The sequence below is a fragment of the Kocuria sp. PD6 genome (genome assembly GCF_031844145.1).
Classification (GTDB): Bacteria; Actinomycetota; Actinomycetes; order Actinomycetales; family Micrococcaceae; genus Kocuria; species Kocuria marina.
In genome coordinates this window covers 143,188-165,057 of sequence record NZ_JAUZUS010000005.1, presented here as the reverse complement: position 1 = coordinate 165,057, position 21,870 = coordinate 143,188, and the positions used below count along the sequence as shown (strand labels likewise).

At 68.9% G+C, this 21,870-nt stretch carries 20 protein-coding genes and 1 pseudogene; 4 read left to right on the top strand and 17 right to left on the bottom strand.

What is annotated here, in order from left to right; translation table 11 throughout:
* Positions 1 to 5 precede the first annotated feature (5 nt).
* The 11 genes from Q9R22_RS06420 to malQ form a co-directional block, all read right to left on the bottom strand.
* On the bottom strand, positions 6 to 1,895 hold the full coding sequence (locus Q9R22_RS06420; RefSeq protein WP_131333857.1) for an NHL domain-containing thioredoxin family protein: 1,890 nt from the start codon (positions 1,893 to 1,895) through the stop codon (positions 6 to 8).
* Between the two features lie 169 nt (positions 1,896 to 2,064).
* Positions 2,065 to 4,092 carry a cytochrome c oxidase assembly protein gene (locus tag Q9R22_RS06415; RefSeq protein WP_131333856.1) on the bottom strand — a complete coding sequence of 676 codons (2,028 nt, stop codon included), beginning with the start codon at positions 4,090 to 4,092 and terminating at the stop codon, positions 2,065 to 2,067.
* Between the two features lie 289 nt (positions 4,093 to 4,381).
* Complete coding sequence (locus Q9R22_RS06410) at positions 4,382 to 5,653, bottom strand: Dyp-type peroxidase (protein ID WP_131332294.1); 1,272 nt, start codon at positions 5,651 to 5,653, stop codon at positions 4,382 to 4,384.
* Complete coding sequence (locus Q9R22_RS06405) at positions 5,643 to 6,347, bottom strand: copper chaperone PCu(A)C (RefSeq protein ID WP_131332293.1); 705 nt, start codon at positions 6,345 to 6,347, stop codon at positions 5,643 to 5,645. The genes Q9R22_RS06410 and Q9R22_RS06405 overlap by 11 nt, the downstream gene beginning before the upstream one ends.
* Before the next feature lie 379 nt (positions 6,348 to 6,726).
* Positions 6,727 to 7,296, bottom strand: a complete 570-nt coding sequence (locus Q9R22_RS06400) for a copper resistance CopC family protein (protein ID WP_242670572.1) — start codon at positions 7,294 to 7,296, stop codon at positions 6,727 to 6,729.
* A 224-nt stretch (positions 7,297 to 7,520) separates the two neighbouring features.
* A complete protein-coding gene (locus Q9R22_RS06395) occupies positions 7,521 to 8,114 on the bottom strand; it encodes a hypothetical protein (protein WP_131332291.1) in 594 nt (197 codons plus the stop codon).
* Positions 8,115 to 8,293: 179 nt separating this feature from the next.
* The gene (locus Q9R22_RS06390) at positions 8,294 to 8,578 is read right to left on the bottom strand and encodes an HU family DNA-binding protein (RefSeq protein ID WP_064847404.1); all 285 of its coding nucleotides are present in this window, start codon (positions 8,576 to 8,578) and stop codon (positions 8,294 to 8,296) included.
* A 76-nt stretch (positions 8,579 to 8,654) separates the two neighbouring features.
* Entirely contained in the window at positions 8,655 to 8,960 is a 306-nt protein-coding gene (rpsN, locus tag Q9R22_RS06385; protein ID WP_064847405.1) for a 30S ribosomal protein S14, read from the bottom strand.
* A gap of 3 nt (positions 8,961 to 8,963) precedes the next feature.
* Entirely contained in the window at positions 8,964 to 9,131 is a 168-nt protein-coding gene (rpmG, locus tag Q9R22_RS06380; protein WP_012397435.1) for a 50S ribosomal protein L33, read from the bottom strand.
* A 1-nt stretch (position 9,132) separates the two neighbouring features.
* Complete coding sequence (gene rpmB, locus Q9R22_RS06375) at positions 9,133 to 9,369, bottom strand: 50S ribosomal protein L28 (protein WP_012397434.1); 237 nt, start codon at positions 9,367 to 9,369, stop codon at positions 9,133 to 9,135.
* Positions 9,370 to 9,954: 585 nt separating this feature from the next.
* Positions 9,955 to 12,186 (bottom strand): 4-alpha-glucanotransferase, encoded by a 2,232-nt coding sequence (gene malQ / locus Q9R22_RS06370; RefSeq protein WP_131332290.1) that lies wholly within the window; start codon positions 12,184 to 12,186, stop codon positions 9,955 to 9,957.
* Positions 12,187 to 12,313: 127 nt separating this feature from the next.
* On the opposite strand from malQ, the gene Q9R22_RS06365 reads away from it, so the two are divergent.
* Entirely contained in the window at positions 12,314 to 13,024 is a 711-nt protein-coding gene (locus Q9R22_RS06365; RefSeq protein ID WP_131332289.1) for an HAD family phosphatase, read from the top strand.
* Positions 13,025 to 13,071: 47 nt separating this feature from the next.
* On the opposite strand, the gene Q9R22_RS06360 is transcribed toward Q9R22_RS06365, so the two are convergent.
* Together Q9R22_RS06360 and Q9R22_RS06355 are read right to left on the bottom strand one after the other, a co-directional pair.
* Positions 13,072 to 13,917, bottom strand: a complete 846-nt coding sequence (locus Q9R22_RS06360) for a CoA ester lyase (RefSeq protein ID WP_085106133.1) — start codon at positions 13,915 to 13,917, stop codon at positions 13,072 to 13,074.
* A 427-nt stretch (positions 13,918 to 14,344) separates the two neighbouring features.
* Positions 14,345 to 15,442 (bottom strand): glutathione S-transferase family protein, encoded by a 1,098-nt coding sequence (locus Q9R22_RS06355; RefSeq protein ID WP_098053684.1) that lies wholly within the window; start codon positions 15,440 to 15,442, stop codon positions 14,345 to 14,347.
* Positions 15,443 to 15,604: 162 nt separating this feature from the next.
* Here Q9R22_RS06355 and Q9R22_RS06350 point away from each other — a divergent pair, with 162 nt between their 5' ends.
* On the top strand, positions 15,605 to 16,480 hold the full coding sequence (locus Q9R22_RS06350) for a hypothetical protein (protein WP_131332288.1): 876 nt from the start codon (positions 15,605 to 15,607) through the stop codon (positions 16,478 to 16,480).
* Between the two features lie 56 nt (positions 16,481 to 16,536).
* The gene (locus Q9R22_RS06345) at positions 16,537 to 17,022 is read left to right on the top strand and encodes a MarR family winged helix-turn-helix transcriptional regulator (RefSeq protein WP_131332287.1); all 486 of its coding nucleotides are present in this window, start codon (positions 16,537 to 16,539) and stop codon (positions 17,020 to 17,022) included.
* Between the two features lie 687 nt (positions 17,023 to 17,709).
* On the opposite strand, the pseudogene Q9R22_RS06340 reads toward Q9R22_RS06345, so the two are convergent.
* From Q9R22_RS06340 to Q9R22_RS06330, 3 genes and pseudogenes are all read right to left on the bottom strand, one after another.
* Positions 17,710 to 18,661 (bottom strand): annotated as a pseudogene (locus Q9R22_RS06340) (IS481 family transposase); the annotation flags it as partial.
* A 55-nt stretch (positions 18,662 to 18,716) separates the two neighbouring features.
* Entirely contained in the window at positions 18,717 to 19,466 is a 750-nt protein-coding gene (locus tag Q9R22_RS06335; RefSeq protein ID WP_131332286.1) for a MerR family transcriptional regulator, read from the bottom strand.
* Between the two features lie 10 nt (positions 19,467 to 19,476).
* On the bottom strand, positions 19,477 to 19,971 hold the full coding sequence (locus Q9R22_RS06330) for a glyoxalase/bleomycin resistance/extradiol dioxygenase family protein (protein WP_131332285.1): 495 nt from the start codon (positions 19,969 to 19,971) through the stop codon (positions 19,477 to 19,479).
* 130 nt (positions 19,972 to 20,101) lie between these two features.
* On the opposite strand from Q9R22_RS06330, the gene Q9R22_RS06325 reads away from it, so the two are divergent.
* Complete coding sequence (locus Q9R22_RS06325) at positions 20,102 to 20,770, top strand: SRPBCC family protein (RefSeq protein WP_276401451.1); 669 nt, start codon at positions 20,102 to 20,104, stop codon at positions 20,768 to 20,770.
* On the opposite strand, the gene Q9R22_RS06320 is transcribed toward Q9R22_RS06325, so the two are convergent.
* Positions 20,755 to 21,855: a mandelate racemase/muconate lactonizing enzyme family protein gene (locus tag Q9R22_RS06320; protein WP_131332284.1), complete on the bottom strand. Its 1,101-nt coding sequence runs from the start codon at positions 21,853 to 21,855 to the stop codon at positions 20,755 to 20,757. The two genes, Q9R22_RS06325 and Q9R22_RS06320, sit on opposite strands and share 16 nt — an antisense overlap.
* Positions 21,856 to 21,870: the final 15 nt, after the last annotated feature.

Below are 21,870 nucleotides of genomic sequence, written 5' to 3'. Positions count from 1 at the left end.
CCCGCTCAGTCCGTTCCGCGCAGGTCCAGCGTGAGTCCTGCCGGGGCCTGCGGGTCCACCGTGAACGGGATCCCCCAGTCCTGCTGGTACAGGTGGCACGCCGCGTGCTCCGGGATCTCCCCGTCCGGGGAGCCGTCGCACGCCGCCGCGCGGGCCGTGATGTGCAGGACCCCCTCCGTGACACCGTCCGCGATCCGCAGGGAGCGGGTCAGCCCCTGGGCCGTCCCGTCACCCTGCACGAGTGCATCCTCCGGGGACGAGGACACCTTCAGCTGCGTGGGATCACCCCACCGGGTGTCGAGCTTCTGACCCGTGGGGGCCGAGAACCGCACCGTGAGCTCGAGCTCCCCGGGGGCCACCGGCGTGCGCTTACGCTGCATGCTGGCCGCACCCTCGTCCACGGTCTGGGCCTGCTTGGGCACCGCCACCCGCACGAGGCGGTGGGCATTGGTCTCCACGACCACCAGGACGGGCTCGTCGTGGCTCGTGTCGAGCAGGACGTCGGAGGGTTCAGCGAGTCCGCGGGTCAGCGTGGAGACCTCACCGGTTGCGGGGTCGAACCGGCGCACCGCACCGTTGTAGGTGTCCGCCACGGCCACGGATCCGTCCGGGAGCACGCACACCCCCAGGCAGTGCTGGAACCGTGCCTGATCGGCCGGCCCGTCCCGGAACCCGAAGTCGAACAGTCCGAGTCCCACGGCGGATTCCACCGATGTGGACCCGTCCTCGCCGAAGCGCACACGGCGCAGCGCGGAGGACTCGGAGTCCGCGACCCACACGGCCCCGTGGGCGTCCTGAGCCAGGCCGGAGGGCTGGGCGAACCAGCTCTCGGGCGCGGAACCGTCGCGCAGTCCCTCGTCCCCGGTCCCGGCCAGCACGGCGAGCGCCCCGGTGCGCGGGTCGAACGAGAACAGTTGGTGCGTCCCGGCCATCGCGACCACCAGGGTGTCCGCGGCGTCGGACCACGTCACGTCCCACGGGGAGGACAGCGCCACGGACGTGGCCGAGGCGTCGTGCGGGATCTCGTTGGGGTCCACGCCGCGCGCGCGGGCGTCGTCGAGCAGGCGCTGGACGCCGTTGCCCGCCAGAGTGCGCACCGCGCCGGTGCCCAGTTCCACGCCGCGCAGCCGGTGGTTGACGGTGTCCGCGACCACGAGGTCGTAGCCGACGTCGGCACGCACGCGTTCGGGGAGCACCGCGATGCCCTGGGGTTCGTTGAACCGCGCGGCGTCCCGGGGGCCGTCCGCCCAGCCCTTGGTGCCGGAACCGATGGCTCGACGAACCGTGGTGAGGTCCTCCTCGAGATGGACCAGGCGGTGGTGACCGGTGTCGCTGACCATGAAGGAACCGTCCGGAAGGGCCACGACCTTGCCGGGGAAGCGCAGGTCCCCCTCGGGCTGCGGGCGCGGGACGTAGGGGCCGTCCCCGCGGTGCAGGGTGCCCTTGGCGTCGTGCTCGGCCACGAGTTCGGACACGAGGGATTCCAGCCCCTGGACGTGGCCCTCACCCGAGAGGTGCGCCACGATGTACCCCTCGGGGTCCACGACCACCAGGGTGGGCCACGCGCGCGCCGTGTAGGCGTCCCACGTGCTCAACCGGGGGTCGTCGAGCACCGGGTGGGTGATCTCGTAGCGGTCCACCGCCGCGGCCAGTGCATCCGGGTCCGCCTCGTGCTCGAACTTGGGGGAATGCACGCCCACGGTCACGAGCACGTCCGCGTACTTCTCCTCGAGGGGGCGCAGCTCGTCCAGCACGTGCAGGCAGTTGATGCAGCAGAAGGACCAGAAGTCCAGGATCACGATCTTGCCCCGTAGCGCCTGCAGGTCCAGTCGCTCACCGCCGGTGTTCAGCCAGGCTCTGCCCTCAAGTTCCGAGGCGCGGACGGGTGTGTTCATGCGTGCGGAGGTCACGGTGTCTGGGTCCTTCCACCGGGGGTCAAGGGTTTCTTCCTGGGACAACGTTATCCGCGGGGCAGAGCTTCCCGTGCGTTACGTGACGCTCCCGCACACCCCGCGGACCCGTCCGCCAACCGCCCGGCCTCGCCGGCGCCCGTCCCGGCGGACGTCAACGACGCCGCTCGTCCCGCTCCGCGAGCTCGGCCATCATCTCGTTGTAGGCGCGCAGTTCGGCGTCGTCCGTGCGATCGGCCTGCCGGTCCACCCGGCGGTTCTCCTTGGCGCCCTCCATGGCCCACAGCACGGCCACGATGACGGCGAGCAGGAACGTGGGGAACTCGCCGATCCCCCACATGAGCATGCCGCCGAGCTGCTGGTCGTCCAGGGCGCTGGGACCCCACGGGCGGCCCATGTTGCCGAACCACGAGGCCTGCAGCACCGTGGTCAGGCTCATGATGCTGATGCCAATGAACGCGTGCGCGGCCATGGTCGCGAGCAGCAGCACGAGACGCATGGGGTAGCTGGGCCGGCGCGGGATGGGGTCGATGCCGATCAGCACGAGCGCGAACATGTACCCCGTGAACAGGAAGTGCACCATCATGAACTCGTGGCCCACGTGGTAGCGCAGCGTGAAGCGGAACAGGTCCGTGAAGTAGAACAGCACGATCGAGAACGCAAAGTTCGCGGCCGCGAAGATCGGGTGCGTCACGATCCTGCCCCACGTGGAGTGCACGAGACGCAGGATCCACTCACGCGGACCGCGGGTACCGTCCCCTCGTGGTTCGAGGGCCTTGAGCACCACGGTGACGGGTGCGCCCGAGACCAAGAACAACGGCACGATCATGGTCAGGCTCATGTGTTCGACCATGTGGGCGGAGAACAGCACGCGGGCGTAGACCGCCACCCCGCCGCTCGTCGCGTAGAGCAGTGCAGCCAGCCCGCTGAACCAGGACACGGTGCGCAGCACGGACCACGAGTCCCCGCGGCGCCACACCTTGATCGCGGCCCACAGGTACACCACGGCCATGAACACGACTACGGCCACCCAGAACCAGTCCAGGCGCCACGTGGTGAACCAGCGGGCGAACGTGGGCTCCGGGGGCAGTTCGTACCACGTGAGGATCCGCGCCGGGGAGGCGTCCGGTGCAAGCTCCTCCGGGACGGGCGGGGCGGTGCGGCTCAGGGCCGTGGCGATGCCCATGAGTAGCCCCATGAGCACGACTTCTACCACGAGCACGCGCCACATGGTGGCCGCGCGGGACCGGGAGCCGTCCGCGACCCCGGGGATCAGCCACTGCCGGTGCGCGAAACCCGCCAGCGCCAACAACAGGGTCAGCACAAGTTTGGTGAGCGCCAGGATCCCGTAGGAGGACGTCAGTTGCTCCCACGTTCCGATACGCACCGCGGCATTGATGATCCCGGAGAGCAACACCAGCAGGTAGCAACCCAGAGCCACCACGGAGTAGCGCCGCAGTACGACCGCGAGCAGGGGATCGGTGTGGCGGGAGCCCCCGCGGCCGCTGACCGTGAACTCACGGGACAGCAACGGCCCCACCCAGATCAGCACCAGCAGCCCGCCGACCCACAGGCACACTCCCAGCAGGTGCAGCCCCAGGGAGTTCACCGCACCCATGTGGTCCGCACCCCCCGCGGCGTGACCGTTGAGTGCCAGCGCCACGATCGCCACGAAGGACAGCGCGAGGGTGCAGAACAGTCCCAGCAGCGCCCGCACGCCGAAAACCAGGGTCGTGACCACGGCGGCCACCATCACGATCACCGATTGGGACTGGCCCGTGGAGATCCCGGTCATGTAGTGCAGCAACTGTTGGGTGTAGTTGCCCCCCGTGCCGATACCGGATCCGGAGACGTCCGAGTACGTGAAGATCAGCACGGCCACGGCCGCCACGGTCCACACCACGGCCGCCGCCTCGACGAGCTGCATGACGCTGCGGAAGACCGGGTGTTCCGGTTCGCCCGCCTGGTCCCTGCTGTTGCGCGGTGGCCGTTTCCGGGAGCGGTCTGCGAAACGGGGCACCACGCCGATCGCCAGCAGCAACCCGCCCATCACCACCGTCATCGCGATGTTGTGGACGGTCTCCACCACGGGCAGCCCCCAGCGCACGAGCGTTCCCGGGTCCGCGACCTGCCGGGGGGCCGCCGCTCCCCCGTAGACCAGGGCCGCGGTCATCCCGATCATGGCCGCGACGAGCACGACCGTGATGGTCCACGGGCTCACACTCACCGCTCCCGCGGGAGCGGTCCCGCCGTTCGGTGAACTCGCGCCGTTCGACGAGCTCGCGCCCTTCGATGAGCCGGCGCCGAGCGGGCGCCCGACATCCGGCGCGCTATCGCGCTCACGGCCGGGAGCGACGTCGCCCCGCGATCCGTCCCGGCGCGGGCCGGTGTCCCTGGTGCGTGCGCTGGTACTCATCGTGGCATTCCTCCGGCCCGTTGATTCTCTCGTTGTGCTGCTCCGCGCACGCGGGTCACGTGAACAACGTGTCCCCGATGAACCCACCCACTTCGCAGCCCGGCGGGATAGCGAACACGGCGGATCCGATGGGCACGGTCCACGTGTTCAGCATGTCCAACTGCGCCAGCCGCCGCTGGATGGGCACGAACTGTTTCACGGGGTCCGACTGGTAGGACGCGAAGATCAGCCCCGTGTTGGACACCCCGCCCCGGACGTCCCCGGAGCGGCTGTGCCCGGACGCATCACTCACCGCCAGATCGTAGTTGTACACCCTGCGGAAGATCTTCTCGTCCGGGTTGTCGCTGCGCGAACGCCGCATATGACTGTAGGACGAGATGACCGGGAATCCCAGGGAACCCTTGGCCTCGAAGTCCGGTTCGTCGTGCTCGGCGGCGCCCGTCAACGGTGCGCCGTTCGACAACCGGCGCCCCACCGAGTCCTCGCGCGCGGGGGTGTCGGCCTCGTCCCACGTGTCCAGGTTCATGTGGATCCGCCGGATCACCACGGATGTCCCGTTCTCGATCCACGGGGTGAACCCGCCCTGACCGTAGACGACCTTCTCGTGATCAGCCTCCCCCGGGTATGGGTTCACGGTGCCGTCCACCTGACCGAAGAGGTTGCGCGTGGTCTGACCGTCCGGGGTGGCGCCCACGGTGTTGCGGAACCCGTCCTGCACCCAGCGCACGGTCGCGAAGGACCGGGCGTCCTTGAGCAGCACCCGCTGGGCGTGGGCCAGGGTCAGCTTGTCGTCGCAGCACAGCTGCAGCAACAGGTCCCCCTGATTCCACCGGTCCTGCAGTTTGTCGATCGTGAAAGCGGGCAAGGGCTTGAGCCATTGCGGGGCCCGGCCGGCGTCGATCACGGCCATGGCCCGCGGCCCGAAACCCACCGTGACGGTCAGCCGCGAGGGGTTCTGGGCGAGCCAGGGTTCCTGGTCGTTGACGGGGGCGGTGCCCTGCGTGAGGGCCGCGGCGTCGTCCGTGAGCACGCGCAGCAACCGCCGAAGTGCGTCCCGGTCCACCTCCCGGTGCAGGTCCAGGGCGATGAACACGCAGAACGCCTGCGGCAGCGTGGCCACGCCCGCCTGTCGTGGGCCGTGGAAGGCCTCGGTCCGCAGCCCGGGCCGTTGGCTGTCCTGTCCCGCCGCCGCGAGCCGGGGGTCCACGGCGCCGAGGGCCGCAGCGGAAACCGCCCCCAGTCCCGTGGCGCCGGCGCCGGCGACCGCGCCCGTGAGCAACGATCGCCGGCTCCACCCCGAAGCGGAAGGGCCCCGATCAGTGGTCATGACACGTGGGCAGTGCGCTCGAGGATGGGCTCGTGCTCATGCCCTCGTGCGACCCGTGGTCGTGGGCGGCATCCGACGACGAGTGTCCGTCCCCCGAGCCGTGCTCGCCTCCGTGGCCCGCGTGCTCGTCCTCGCCGGGCGCGTACCGCTCCTTCGCGCCCGTGAAGTCGCGCACCGGGACGGTGACGTCCCGGGTCCCGCTGTCGGTGCGCAGCTGCAGTGTGAGGTCACTACCGGCCTTGAGCGAGCACGTGAGCCCCATGAGCATGATGTGATTGCCGCCCGGCTTCAGGTCCAGGCTCTCCCCCGGTACGAGGGTGAAGCCACCCTCCTTCTGCCGCATTTGCGTGGCGCCGGAGCCGCCGTCCGCCACGGTCTCGTGCAGCTCGACCGAGCGCGCGACGCCGTCCGCGCCCGCCCCGGTGAACGTGACCTCCTGCCCGGAGGTGTTCGTGAGCTTGCCGAACACGGCGGTCATCCCGGAGTCAGCCGCCTTGGCCCAGCCGTCGCTCAGTTCCAGGGGCGCGGCGGCGGTGCTGTGCGTCGCGGAGTCCGTCCCCGCGGGCGACGACGCCGCCTCCCCACCCTGCGCTGAGCACCCGCTCAGCGTAGCCAGGCCGAGGCCCACGACGGCCACAGCTGCCAGCGCACGGCGCGGGGCGGGAACGGACGTGGTGTTCAGGTTGTAGTTCATATGTGAGTCCTTAGGAGTGAATCGTGCTCCGGCTCGCCCGTCCGCTGCGCGTGTCGTCGGACGCGGCGTCGAGTGACGCGGCACTGTGCCTACTCGACACCGGGACCATGCCCGCTCGACAGACGGGCTGTGCCCACTTGATGCCCGAGCCACGGGCCGCTCCCTGAGTACCGGGGTGCCAGAGCAGCCGGTGTCGTACGAACGGTGCTCGTCCGAGCGGCAGCGCGGTCACGTCCGTCGATCACATCGAGCCGGTATCGAGTCAACGGTGGGCCGAGTCAGTGACGGGCCGCATCAGCGGCGCGCCGGAACGCGTGAGCGCGGCGGCGGGAGCCTGACGGGAAAAGGATGATCCGGGCGGGCCGCCCGGGTCAGGGAATCAGCGCTGCTTGGGGCGGGTGGCGAAGGCCAGGATCACCAGCAGCAGGACCAGCGCGATGGCGCCACCGGCCACGGGCAGTACCCAACTCGGGATGCCCGTGCCGCTCACGTCCTCCTGGGACCCGTTCCCGTCCTGGGCCGCGCCCTGGGAGGCGCCCGCAGAGGCCGCGGAGGCCGGGGACGCAGCGGTCGCGGCGCCGTCGCCCACGGTGTACGTGAACGTGCCCTCGATGGGGTGCCCGTCCTGGGAGACCACGCGCCACGTGACCGTGTAGGTCTCGTCCTCGCCCCCGCCCTCGCGCAGCGGCTGGGACACCGTGGTGTTCTGCGCGGCCAGCGTGCCGCGCGTCATGTCCGTGCCGTGGGAGTCGGTGACCCGGACCTCGCTGCCGATGTCCTGGATGTTCCCGGAGAACGTCAGTTCGAGCGCCGTGGGGGCCTTCTCGAGCTTCGCGCCGGCCTGCGGGTTGGTCCGCACAAGTTCGTCGTGGGCGCTCGCGGGCCCCGCCGTGGTGACGACCAGCGCGAGGGCCAGCAGCGCGGCGAACAGGGCCGCGAGCGACGTCACCGAACGTTGCGAAAGGCGGGCGTGCGGCGCGGCCGACGACGCCGCGGTGTCACCCGTCCGCGCCGGGGTCCGCAGAGTGCGCCGTGGCTGAGGTGGTGTTGAGTACGAAGGGTTCATGGGTGTTCTCTCCTGCGCCCTGGGGCGTGGGGGCCGCGAGGTGGGCTGCCGATGGATGCGATGGATGCTCGGGGCGGCATCGGATCCAGGGGTGTTCCCGCCGATGCCTAGGCGAAGGCGGGCGGTCCGCGGTATCCGCAGACGGAGGAGAGCAGGAGCTGATCGGCCAGTGCGCGCGGCGAGGCCCAGGAGGTCCGCCGCGGGACGGCCGTGGTGACCGGGCGCAGGGCCAGGACAAGGATGCGCAGCACGCGCAGGGACACGGCGTCCAGCAGGCGGAACGCCGCGGTCTCGCCGTGGCGCAGCAGAGCGTAGGTGGCCACGGCCGCCACGGCGTGGGCGGCGAGCATGCCGCACCCGTGATGCGCCGCGGGCAACACCGAGATCACCACGGCGGGACCGTCCGCCGTGGGGGTCGCGTGGTGGTGGGTGTAGTCGATCGCGTGGACCATCCCGCCGGACTGGGCGTACAGGGTGTGCAGCAGCGCCTGACTCAGCAGGACGCTACCGGCCACGCTCCAGCGTGAGAGCACCCGTCCCGCCAGCAGCATGCACAGCGGGGCCGCCAGACACATGGACAGCGCGATGATCAGCGGGGAGGGCCAGGTCCCGTCCACCGCGGCGTGCGAACCGGCCGCGAGTGTGGTGGCCACGAAGGCGGCCGCCCAGCCCCGGGCAAGTCGGCGCGCGCGAGGGGACACCGAACACCTCCGGGACTCACGGGGAAAGGATGGGATTCCATTATGCGCCACCGCGCGGGGAACCACGAACCCGGCGGCCCCGCGGAAGGGGTGGGGTGGCGCACATGTCGAAGGGACCGTTCACGGAGTGAGTGAACGGTCCCTTCGAGCACCGGGTCCTGGGACCCGCTGGTCTTACCTCACTTGGAGGAAACAGCAGCCTTCAGCTTGGAGCCCGCGGTGAGCTTGACACCGTGGCCAGCCGGGATCTGGATGGCCTCGCCGGTTTGCGGGTTGCGACCCTGACGTGCGGCGCGGTCGGTGCGCTCCACGGAGAGCCAGCCGGGGATGGTGATCTTCTCGCCCTTGGAAACGGAGCTCTCGAAAACCTGGAACAGGGAGTCGAGAACGCCGTTGACGGCGGCCTGGGTGCTACCGGACTTCTCGGCAACCTCTGCGACGAGTTCGCTGCGGTTCATAGCCATGTGCTTGTCCTCCTGGACTGGGTTGGCATTCGCTGGGGAAGGGGCGACCGGGGGTCGGGTCCTTCCGGTGCAGAAATTACCAGCTGGACTTGTAGATACCGGGCAATTCGCCGCGGTGAGCCATGTCGCGGAAGCGCACGCGGGAGATCCCGAAGCGCTGGAAGGTGCCGCGGGGGCGACCGTCGATCTGGTCGCGGTTGCGCACGCGCACGGGGGAAGCGTCACGGGGGAGCTTCTGCAGACCCAGGCGGGCCTCCTCGCGAGCCTCGGGGGACGCGTTCTCGTCCACGAGGGTCTTCTTCAGTTCAGCGCGCTTGGCGGCATAACGCTCGACGACGACCTTGCGCTGCTCGTTCTTGGCGATCTTTGACTTCTTGGCCATGTCTCAGCGCTCCTCGCGGAAATCGACGTGCTTGCGGACCACCGGGTCGTACTTCTTCATGACGAGGCGATCGGGGTTGTTGCGGCGGTTCTTACGGGTGACGTAGGTGAACCCGGTACCGGCCGTGGACTTGAGCTTGATGATGGGACGTACGTCCTTGTCCTTGGCCATCTCAGATCTTCTCCCCACGTGCGATGAGTTCGTTGACCACGGCGTCGATGCCGCGCGCATCGATGACCTTGATGCCCTTGGCGCTCAGGTTGAGCGTGACGTTGCGACGCAACGAGGGCACCCAGTAACGCTTCTTCTGGATGTTCGGGTTCCACCGACGCTTGGTGCGGCGGTGCGAGTGCGAGATGCTGTGGCCAAAGCCCGGCTGGGCCCCGGTCACCTGGCAGTGCGCTGCCATAGTGTTCTCCTCCAATGTCCAATGTCGACGAAATGACGGCACGCATGGTCGCCGCCGAGCGGTTTTCCGCCGGCAGCCATAGCCAAGAGTGGTCCGTCACCTCAAGAAAATGCCACCGTTCGCGCGCCGGGCGTGATGGGTTTACCCCGCGGCAGTACCGGTCAGGGCACTCGCTACGACGAAGACGGTGAAGATCAAGGCGCCGGTAGATGGACTCCACCACACGACAGCCTTAGATTCTAGGCTTCTACGGACTCGCTCGCAAATCCGAAGGCGGAAGCGGTGCGATTGCGCGCCCCTCGATCCTAGCCGCTGGTTCGCAACGGACCAACTCGTCCGCCCCGCCGTGACGGGCTCCACGAACGGCGCACCCAGGGGAGAATCCCTCCGGGAAGAGCCCCCGGAAAAGCCGCCGAAGAACACAACGGGAAACACGCGAGGGTGGCGGTCCGTCCATGACCCGGTCCGCCACCCCGACACGTTTTCTTCGGCCCCATCCCCTCACCCAGGAGATTAGGTAAGGCAATTCTTACCTAATCCCTCCGGCGGGGCAACCCCCTGACAGGATCGCGCCGGAGCGAGTGCTCAGAACTCGCCCGTGAACGGGTCCGCCACGTCCCAGTGTTCGGGCTGTTCCGGCGCCTTGGTCTTGGGATCCCGGCGATGCGTACCCAGCGCGCCGTTGACCACGTCCACGAGCGAATTGACCCGCTCGGACCCCGGGAGGGATTCGAGCATCACGGGCCGGCCATCCGAGTCCGCGAGCGGGACCCGCCAATTCGGGTACTCGTCGCTCGTGCCGGGCTGGTTCTGGATCCGCTTCTCCCCGACCGCGTCCACGAGGGAGACGTTGATCAACACGGACGGTGCGTCGCACAGGTAGCGGTGGATCGCCTCGATCCTGGCCTGCTCCCCCGGGTCCTCATCCGGGGGCAGATAGCCGGCATCCGCGACCGCGGTGAAGAAAGTGTCCAGCTGACGGCGTGCCTCCTCCCGTTCCTCCTCCGGCGAGCGCGCGAGCAGTCCCAGGTCCTCGCGCAGTTGCAGCTGCACGCCCTCGAGGTAGCCCGCCGTGGGCGGGAGGTCGTGGGTGTTCACGGAGGCCATGCACAGTTCGCGGTAGCGGGAGGGGTCCAGGGGGACGTCCCCGTCCATCTCGAACCACATGATGGAGGTTCCCAGCACGCCCTTGCGCTCCAGGAACTCGCGCACATTGTCCTCCACGGTGCCGAGGTCCTCACCCACGACCACCACGCCGGCGAGCTCGGCCTCGAGGGCCAGGATGCCCACCATGGCCTCGTGGTCGTAGTACACGTAGGTCCCGTCCGAGGCCTGGTTGCCATCGGGGATCCACCACAACCGGAAAAGTCCCGCCACGTGGTCGATCCGCACACCCCCGCCGTGACGGAAGATGTTGCCGAGCATCTGCCGCCACGGCCGGTACCCCGCCTCGGCGAGCTTGCGGGGATCCCACGGCGGCTGACTCCAGTCCTGGCCCAGCTGGTTGTACATGTCCGCGGGGGCGCCCACGCTCACCCCGGGGGCCAGGACGTCCTGCAACGCCCAAGCGTCCGCGCCCTGCTTGTGCACCCCCACCGCGAGATCGTGCACCACACCGATGTCCATCCCGGCCCGGTACGCGGCACGCTGCGCGGCCTCGAGCTGCTCGTCGAGCAACCACTGCAACCACACATGGAAACTGATCCGGTGGCGCAACCGGGTACGCGCCTCCTGGGCGTACGGCGCCTCCGGGGAACTCGCCTCGTCCCGCCACAGGGGTGAGTCTTCCCCGAGTTCCTCCCGCAGGGCGCACCACAGCGCGAAGTCCTGCAGGGGTTGCCCGGCATGCGCCACGAACGCCTCGAGCTGTTGCTGGCGGTAGGGCGAACGGCGCACGGTGAACAGCAGTTCGAGACTCTTCAGCTTCGCGGCGTAGGCGGAATCGCGGTCGATCGTGCTGGGGTCCAGCACGGCCTTGCGTTGCACCGCGGCGAGTTGGGCCACGACCTCACGGTCCCCGGGACGCAGGTACGGGAACTCCGCGACGTCACTGATCCGCAGGTACAGCGGGTTGAAGAAGCGTCGGCTCGAGGGCAGGTACGGGGAGGGCTCCACGGGAGGCGTGGGTTCCGCGGCATGCAGGGGGTTGATGAGCACGTAGTCCGCGCCCTGCACACCGCTGATGGCGGCCAGGGACGCGAGGTCCGAGAGGTCCCCCACGCCCCACGAGCGGGAGGACATCACCGAGTACAGCTGGGCCATGTAGCCCCACCGGCGGCGCCCGCGCAGCCGGTCCGTGGTGCTGAGGCGCTGCGGGGTCACCGCCACGTCGATGCTATTGCGCTGCCCCGAGCCCGTCCGGGCCTCGAGACGGTACCAGCCCAGCGGGAGGTCTCGGGGCAGTTCGTAGGGCACGCGCTCGCGGACCGTGTCATCGACCTCGCGGGTCTCGGGAGCCACGTCGGGCGCCGGGTGCAGCTCGCGCACCGCGTCCGGATCGTTCTCGGGCCACAACCGCACCCGCACGGTGTCCCCCTGCGTGGTGGCCACGGGCACGATGGCCTCACACTGCTCCTCCGCGATCACCACGGGCGGCAGCAGCTCGCGCCACGGCGCCAGCTCGCGGTCGCGCAGACTGCGCCGCGCGGCGTCGTCGTCCGAGACGTCCGCGCCAAGTGCCGTGAGCACACGGCGCAGCGTCCGCTCCGGCACGGTCTCGACTCCCCCGTCGAAGCCCCGGTACTCGGTGGCCACCCCGTACTCGGTGGCCAAGCGCTGCACAGTCGTTTTCCCTGAAGTTCCTGCGTTCTCCGCCATGCCCCCACTCTAGCCAGCGGGGACGGGTCCCCTCGGTCGACGACGACGCCGCTGCCCACCGGGATCACGCCCGGAGCGCCGCGCGGACACGCCGGACGCGTCGGGGACACGTGGTTGACTGGAGGGTATGGATACCACCCTGCCCGGCCCGGGCCCGCACTGGCGCCCGCGCGCCGTCGTCTTCGACTGCGACGGCGTGCTCATGGACACCGAGAGCGCGTGGGCGCGTGTGCAGGCCCAGGTCGCCGAATCGTTCGGCGTGACGCTCGACGAGCGCGCAGGCACGTCCCTCATGGGGCTGTCCGCCGCGGACGTGGCCCGGGACATCTCGCGGCGCGCGGCAACCGTGGCCGAGCAGCGGGACGAGCCCGCTCCCGGGTTCGACGCCGTGTACGAGCGGCTCGTGCGCACCGAGGAGGACGTGGTCGGTGAAGTCCTGGAACCGTTACCGGGCGCGATCGAGACCGTGCGGGCGTGCGCCCAGCGGGTCCCGGTAGCCGTGGCGAGCAACTCCACCCGCGGGATCCTGGATCGGAAGATGCACGCGATCGGCCTCGCGGACGTCGTCGTGACGTGGGTCAGCGCGCAGGACGTACCCCGCGGCAAACCCGCCCCGGACATCTACGAGGAGGCCGCGCGGCGCCTGGGAGTGGAGCCCGCGGACGCGCTCGCGGTCGAGGACTCCCCCGCGGGCACCGCAGCCGCGGTCGCCGCGGGACTGTGGGTGCTGGGAGTGCCCCACGGCCACGACGAACCCATCACGTCCCACTTCCGGGCGGAGTCGCTGGCCGACCCCGCGGTCGGGGACATGCTGCGGGTGTGGGGACTGCCGCTGTAGGTGCGGGGAGTCCGCAGCTGGGCCCGCTGGACGGACCCCGCGGCGGATCAGCTGTTCCAGAGGCCGTAGGTCTCCGCGAGTTCCGAGACCTTCTTGGCGCGCGCGAGGCGCGGGAGGTAGGAACCGTCCGCACCGGCGTGACCGGACTCGGCCTGCTCGATCATCTCACGGGCCCAGCGGATCTCCTGATCGCTCGGGGCCAACGCGTGATTGATGCCGTCCGTCTGGTCCGGGTTCAGGCACAGCTTGCCCGTCATGCCCATGGACTGCGTGACCTTGCACGCGGCCTCGAGCTCCGCCCCGGACACCCCGTTGGTGGGGCCGTCGATGGGACCGGGCAGCTCACCCACCCGCGACGCCGTGACCAGGGTCGAGCGCGCGAACGCCAGGGCCATGGGGTCCCCCGAGGCGCCGGTGTCACGGCGGAAGTCGCCCACACCGAACGCGAGCCGGAACACGCCCGGGGCGCGCGCGATGTCGTACGCGTTCATGAGGCCCACGGCGGACTCGATCAGTGCGACCACAGGGATTCCCGCCTGGCTCATCATGGCGGTCTTGGTGATGTGGTCCGGGTGCTCGGTCTTGGCGAGCACGATGCCCCGCAGGTTGTCGACCTCATTCAGCGCAGCCAGGTCCTTCTCCCAGTGCGGGGTGGTGATGTCGTTGATCCGCACCCATGCGCTCACGCCCTGGTGCATGGCCTCCATCATGTCCTCACGGGCGCGGTCCTTGTCTTCCTCCGGCACCGCGTCCTCGATGTCCAGGATCACGGAGTCCGCTTCCGAGGCCAGCGCGGGCGCGAACAGCGACGTGTCCGCCGCGGACGTCAGCAACCACGAGCGGGAGAGTCGCGCGGGAAGTGCAGCGGCGCGTTGGTTACGGTACGGGGCCATGGGTCTCCTGGGGAAGTGGGTGGGATCGGTCTGGGGGCGTTCGGGGCGGCTCGTCGCACCCCGCGGGACGACGGCGTCAGGGCGCGATTCGTAACCGTGGGATCGGGGTGTCGTCCGGGACCGCGACGAGCGCCCATCGGGTGCGGTACGGCGGCGGTGCCGCGCGGGTGAAGTCACCCGACACGCGACATCAACCCTAGTACGAGGGGCCATCGAGCGCCGTCGGGCCGGGGCACAAAAGCCCCTGCCGGGGGTTTGTGGGGATCCCACGAGGATGCGCGAACCACCCCGGCGTCGCACGATGAGAAGCGACCTCCGTACGGCATGGCGTACCCCCGGTGAGGGTGCTCAACACCACACGGGCGCACGCGGCACCGCGCGGCCCCCGGACGGGTCCTGCGCATCGTCGGGGGGCCGCGTGAGGTGATCAGGAGGCGAGCGGGGTGTGGTCCGGGTCCACTCGCTCGTCGTCCCGCACGGGACCCGATGCCGTGGCACCGGGGGCGAACGGGGAGCCGCCCAGCGACTCGCGACCGTGGGGGCTCGTCCAGTTCTCCAGGGACGGGCCGAGCGGCACGATGCCGGACGGGTTGATGTCCCGGTGCACGACGAAGTAGTGCTCCTTGATCTGCTGGAAGTCCACGGTGTCACCGAAGCCCGGGGTCTGGAACAGATCGCGCGCGTAACCCCACAGGTTGGGCATCTCCGTGAGCTTGTTCCGGGACGCCTTGAAGTGGCTCACGTACACCGGGTCGAAACGTGCGAGGGTGGTGAACAAGCGCACGTCCGCCTCGGTGATGTGATCGCCCATGAGGTAGCGCTGGCCGGAGAGCCGTTCCTCGACCCAGTCCATGGCCGCCCACAACCGCTCGTACGCAGACTCGTAGGCCTCCTGCGAGCCCGCGAAACCGCAGCGGTACACACCGTTGTTGATCTCGGTGTAGATGCGGTGCATCACCTCGCGCATCTCGGGCACGAGCTCCTCGGGCCACAGATCGGGGGCGCCCTCCCTGTGGAACTGCTTCCACTCGGTGCTGAAGTCCTCGGTGATCTGCGGGAAGTTGTTGGTCACCACCTGGCCCGTGGGGATGTCCACGATGGCCGGCACGGTGATCCCCCGGGGGTAGTCCGGGAAGCGCTTGAAGTAGTTCTCCTGCAGCCGCTCGGTGCCCAGCACGGGGTCGCGCCCGTCCGGGTCCAGGTCGAAACGCCACGAACGGGAATCGTGCGTGGGTCCGGGCAGGCCCACCGAGATGGCGTCCTCCAGGCCCAGCAGGCGGCGCACGATCAGCGTGCGGTTGGCCCACGGACACGCCCGCGCGGCCACCAACCGGTACCGACCGGCCTCCACGGGCCACGCCCGGGCGCCTTCGGCCAGTTCCGCGTGCTCCGGGTCCGCCACGATGCGGTCCTCGATGTAGGTGGTGTCGCGGTTGTACTCCTCGCCCTCGTGGACGTAGGCCCCGGCGGTGGAGTAGCGCCCGTCCTCGGCCTGTTCGATGTTCTGGGTCGTGGAATCCGACATGCTGTACCTTCCGTGAATATATTTTGATGATACGTCACCAATCCTTGAGTGGGGTAGCCCCGGGGTGCCCTGGACCGCGCGGAGGACTCGCGCGGAGGGCTACAGTGGCCCTGTCGAAACACCCCGCGTGAGCCCGTTGTCCCCTCACCCGAGAACTTGTCCATGACTTCTGCCCAACACCCACGGGACGAGCACGACCCGTCCGATTCCCCCTCCCAGGACGCACCGTCACGCGGCGGCGCGCGGTCACCCGTGCCCGCTCCCCGCGAACGCCCGACCTACGGCATCCGCACCACGGGTCCCGGGGACGCGCAGGGTCCCGGGGGCCCGCAGGGTTCCGCTGACCGGGACACCCAGTCTGCTTCGGGCGGAACGACGGCGCCCGGCTCGGCCGCCTCCCCCGGCTCCCCGACCGCGGCGCCGTCCACTGGGTCCCCGTCCGCCGCGACCCCGCGCCTGGCTGCGTCCCCGTCAGCGGGGGCCCGCGCGGCGTCGTCGCGTGCGGCGCGGCGCATGGGCCGCGGGCTGTCCTTCACCGTGGTCCTGCTGGGGCTGCTCGTCGGCCTCGGTCTGATCGCGCAGGGCGCGTGGCTCGGCTGGGTCATCGGGGCGGTCCTCACGGTCGCCGGGGTCGCGGGGTACGCGCTCGTGCAGACCCGGGCGCTGCCGATCTTCCGGGATCCCACGCAACCCGTGCGCCGTGCGTGGTCCAAGCTGTGGCTGATCCCTGCGGCCCTGCTGCTCCTGGGCCTCGGCTGCATCGCCACAGCCTTCGTAGTCCCCTCGTGGCTCGGGCCCTCCGTGCCCGCGGACCTGCTGGACGACTACATCCTGGCGTTCATCGTGGGTGGGATGACCATGATCGTGGGTGCCGGGCTCGGTTTCGGCCTCGTGGCCACGTCCCGGCTCACCCGGCCCGACGACGACGATTCGCCCCTTCGTCCCACGGACTACGCCGAGCGACTGCGTGACCGGGACCGGCGAGACGAAGGCAACTATTACGATTCGGACTGGATCAGACACGACCCCCGGGACTGACCCCCCCGTCCACCCGCCAGCCCCCGCCCCGCGCGGCGCACCACGAGGAAACACCCATGGACAGCACGACCGGCACCCGGCACACGCCGTGGCTCAGCGACACCGAGGACCGGGTGTGGCGCAGCTTCCTGACCCTGTCCCGCAGCATGGAGCGCGCGGTGGACCGGCAGCTGCAACGTGACAGCAAACTGTCCGGATCCGAGTACGAGGTCCTCGTCCCGCTGTCCGAGAGCGACTCGGGGGAACTGCCTTCGCGTGAATTGCTCCGGGAACTGGGCTGGGAACGCTCGCGGTTGTCCCACATGCTCTCCCGTATGGAACGGCGGGACATGATCTGCCGCTCCCCCAGCCCCACCGATGCCCGCGGGCTCGTGGTGGGGATCACCGAGCACGGACGCGAGGTCATCGCGCGCGCGGCCCCCGCCCACCTGGACATGGTGCGTGCCGCGTTCATGGACCGGCTCAGCGAGGAGGAACAGACGGCCCTGGTGAGCATCGCGGACAAGGTGTTGCCGCGCTTGCGGTCCATGGATCTCGCCTGACGGGCCTTCGAGCCGTGGTCCTCGCGGTGGACCCCCGGGGATTGCCGCAGCCGACGGGTCCCGCGGGTTTTCAGGAAAAAGGCCCGTTAACAGGGGACGGGTCCTGCCACTTGGGGGATCGGCAGGACCCGTCGGACATCCCGAATCTGGGGGGAGATCGGGACGCCGGCCAGCCGGGGGATCATCCGGGCGCGTATTTGGGGGGATGCGCCCGGGCCACTTCGGCCGACAACATGATTTTATGCAGCAACTACATTGATACGCAAGTAAAGCTACTGATGATCCCGGAATCGACGAGGACCCCCGGAAATCCGGGGGTCCGCTGCATCACAAGTAGACTTATTTCGTTATATTCACATGCTTTGTATTGTCCCCCGGTCAGGTGTGATCGTCTACACCTGTTTCCCTCCGAGGTTCGGCACCCTTGACCGGTGCAACTGACCGCTGCAGTCGACCGTTGCAATGACCCATCCTCGGCTGGCGCAGCTGTCCGCTGCCGGTGACCCACCTCCAGCTGGCATCGCTGACCGGCGCCACCGGCGGGCACGCCAACGAAGGCACCCCACCGCCGTGCGCGAACACGGGGTCGGGGTGCGCCGTCGTAACGGGACCGACCGAAAGACTCAGCGGCTCTCGCCTTCCTTGGCGAGCACGTAGTCGTACTGAACCTCGTTGCCGGAGCCGTCTGTAGGAGGCCAGGACGTTGTTGACGCGTAACGGTGTCGCGGATGCTGGCGGGCGACCGTCGTGTGCGCTGTGGGGTCGGTGGTAGTTGTAGTGCAGGTTCCAGGTGAGCAGCCCGTCTCGGCGTTGCTGTTCTGAGGACCAGGCTCGGGCGTAAAGGAAATCCTCGGCGAGGATGCGGTTGTAGCGTTCGATCTTGCCGTTGTGCCGCGGCGTGTAGGGCGTGATGCGCTGATGTCGGCTGCCGCCGAGAGCGGCAGCGAAGGCCCGCGAGCGATAGCAGGCTCCGTTGTCGGTCACGATCCGTTCGATGGCGACGATGCCGTGGGCGGCGAACCAGTCGCGGGCTCTGGCCAGGAACTCAACTGCGGTGATTCCCTTCTCATCGTGGAGGGCTTCCGTGTAAGCCAGTCGCGAGTAGCCGTCGATCGCGGAATGCAGGTAGACGTATCCAGCCCGCGATCCGCGCCGCTTCGCGCGGTCGACCGCTTTGGCTTGGGGGGCTACCCTTGCTGTAAATGCGCCAGCCGCCACCGTCCGGGATTCGGCCGACCTTCTTCACGTCGATGTGGACCATGTGACCGGGTCGCTCGGCAATGATGCGCTGCGGTTCGCGGTTCGTCTCGCCGGCCGGGTCGATGAACCGCCGGTGGCTCAATCCGAGATGCCCCAGCAATCGAGTCACGGTCCTGCGGCTGAGGCAGACCCCTTCCCGCTCAAGTTCAAAAGCGATGCGAGATGCCGACCATTTGTGCTCGCGGCGCAACCACTCGACCCGCCGGACGACCGCACCCGACGTGGCGGTCGGCTGCCGCAATGGCGTCGAGGAGCGGTCGAGCAGACCCTCGTCGCCGAAGGCTCGGTGCCGATTGACCCATTTCGAGGCCGTGGCACGAGATAGGCCCATCTCGGCCGCGACGTGTGAAATCGGCCGCGTCTGGCAGCGCTCAATCAGTCGGCGGCGGCCCTACAAGGTGAGCGGACTGTTCCGGTGAAACATCATCCACCCGTCATTCGAGGTTGGCCCGGCCCCAGATCCGCATTGCCTCGCGAATGATTTCGGCGTTGCTCTCACCGCCGTAGGTTGCGGCGAACCGAGGATCGGCCACGTACAACTCGGAGAGCCCGGTGTAGGCCTCACGGTCGGGTTCTCTACCTCCCCAGTACGCCGTAACCCACCGATGGTGGTCCGCGACCAAGCCTTGGAAGCGGGAACTATTCGGGTTCTCGCCATCCTCGGCCGCAGCCCGCAACGCCGCGTTGACGTCGCGGCTTTTCTTATCGTCGTTTTCTCGTTGTTCGTCGGTCATGCCGGTACGGCGCATAGCGCTGCGCTCCCAGGCCGCATCACCCCAGCGGGCGCGCACTTCGGTCTCGTACTGACTCTGGTCGACGCCTGTGAAGACTTCCTCGATGGACATGGACTGGCCCTTCTTCACCGTCTCGAGCGTGTGTCGGACGATGGCGATCTGTTCGTTGGTTCTGTCTCGGCGTTCTTCCAGGAGCCCGAGATGCGTTTCGATGGCGTCAGCGAGAGAGGTTTTGTCATCGAGCGCGAGTTGGATGGTCGCGAGGGGGAGTTCGAGCGCGCGGAGCGACAGGATTCGGTAGAGCCGTGAGATCTCGGCGTCACCATAGAAGCGGTATCCGTTGCTCGCGACCCGCGAGGGAAGGAGCAGGCCGATCTGCTCGTAGTGTCGGAGCGTTCGACTGGTGAGCCCGGTCGCCTTCGCAAGGTCTCTGATCGGCCACTCCGTCACGTTGCTCTCCTCAGCCTTGGTTCCAGTTCGGGGCGCCTGCTCCCTTGGGCAGCTCGAAGTCACCGGTGATCTGATCGCTCGCCCAGGCCTGCGCGGCAGCCTGATCCGCCATCCGCGGAGCGGTCAGAGTGACCGCGTTCCCGTCCTTGTCCGTGAACGTGACATCGGTCGTGAACCACGGAGTATCGAGCGGCCCCGCCACCTCGGCACCCGCCGACCGAAGGCGATCAACGACTTCCCCGAGGTCGACGTCGCCCGCCGCAAACGACACGGATACTGACCCGCGCACCGCTACGCCCTGGGTCATGAGGATGTCCTGGTACTTTTCCCGGCGCAGATGCACAAGCGACGGCACACCGCCCGGCCCCGGGATGGTCGCAAGCGTCACGAACCCCGCCGAGGCATAGAGCGCTTCGGATGCCGCCAGGTCGCTGACCACGAAGTTCACGAACATTGGCATCACATAGATCGACCGGTCAATCGCCGGCCCGTGGTTCTCAGTCATGAACACCACCCTGTCGGTTGACGTTACGGCAGAGTCAATTCGTCGCTAAGATCCAAGCCTCATGTCTGGCAGTGACCAGGCCGAGGCGCGGACGCCGTCAGCAACCTCATGGCCAACAACAGCTAACTTCATGATTAACATCTCCCGCAACCTGTGCCTGTACCCGAACGTGTACCTCATGGACCAGTTCTCCTCCCAGATCCGTCACGTGCGCCCCATCGCCGTGGACAAGACCGAGGTCACCATCTACTGCATCGCTCCCAAGGGTGAGTCGGACAAGTCCCGCGCCCACCGGATCCGCCAGTACGAGGACTTCTTCAACGCCACCGGTATGGCCACCCAGGACGATCTCGAGGAGTTCCGCTCCTGCCAGAAGACGTACCAGGCCACCTCCGCGCCGTGGAACGACATGAGCCGCGGCATGGCCCACGAGATCAAGGGCCCAAACGAGCAGGCCACCGCGCTCGGCGTGACCAACGTCCTGGCCTCCGGTGTGCGCACCGAGGACGAGGGCCTGCACCCCGTCCAGCACGGCTACTGGAAGCAGGTCATGGACAAGGCCGTGAGCGAACTCGACGCCGAGGAAGCCGCGGCCGGGATCTATACCAAGTTCGGCATCTATTCCCGCAGCGAGCTCGCGGCCCTGTACCGGAGCAGGAATAACGGGCCCTGCTGGGCCGGGAGTCGAGAGCCGGGACGACCCCGGTGTCGCCACCCGCCCACGACCGCACGCAGGATGCGGCCCGCCCACCCCGCCCCGCTCGAGGGACGGGGCGGGCCGCCTCAGCGGGCCCGGTAGTAGGCGAGCTTGTCCTCGTCGATCACGGTGCCGACCCCGGGGACGTCCCGCACGTGGATCTTCCCGTCCACGATCCGCAGGGGCTCGGTCAACAGGTCGTCCGCCATGTCCAGGAAGTTGGACAGCTCCCCCGCGCGCTTGGACGTGTGGGAGAAAGCCGCACCGAAGGTCACGGACGCGATGGTCCCCACCTGGGTGTCGATCTGGTTGCCCACGTAGACGTCCACGCCCAGGCCCTCCGCGAGACCCACTATCTTGGTGGCCTCGGTGAAGCCCGAGCGCGCGGTCTTGATCGCGAGCAGGTTCGCTCCCCCGCTCAACAGTTCCTTGGCCGCCGTGCCCAGGTTCGGGGCGGACTCGTCCGCGGCAATCGGGATGGGCGAGGTGCTTACGAGGCGACGTCGGCCCATGACTTCCCGAGCGTCGTCGGGCTCCTCGAGGAACTCCATGCTGAGGTCCGCGGTGAGACGCAGGACCTCGGAGGCCTCGTTGGCGCTCCACCCGCGGTTGGCGTCCATGTAGATCCGGGCCTCGGGACCCAGGCCCTCGCGCAGCACGCGGGCGGCCTCGACGTCGAGCGAGACGGGGTGGCGCCCCGTCTTGAGCTTGAAGGTGGTGATCCCGTAGGTCTCCCGGAACTCCAGGGCGATCTCGAGCAGCTGTTCCGCGGGCTTGAACCCCAGCATGTGGGAGACGCTCATGTGGTCGGTGTACCCGCCCAGCAACGTGGACACGGGTTGTCCGAGCAGCTGGCCGATCGCGTCCCACACGGCGATGTCCACCGCGCCCTTGGCGGTCTGGTTGTGGAAGGTGCGGTCCATGACAGTCTGCATCCGCTCCCGGGCGAAGGCGTCTAGACCGCTGAGCTGCGGGGAGAAGATGTCCTCGATCACCGCCACGATGGACTTCTGGGTCTCACCGTAGGTGTACGGCCGGGGCGGGGTGTCCGCGGTGCCCACGATGCCCTCGTCCGTGTGCACCCGCACGAGGACGTGGTCCGCTTCCGTCACGGAACCCGAGGCGAAGTGCAGGGGGTGCACGTAGGGGATCGAGTAGGGGATCGCCTCGATGCGGGTGATGTTCATGGTCGCCTTTCTTGA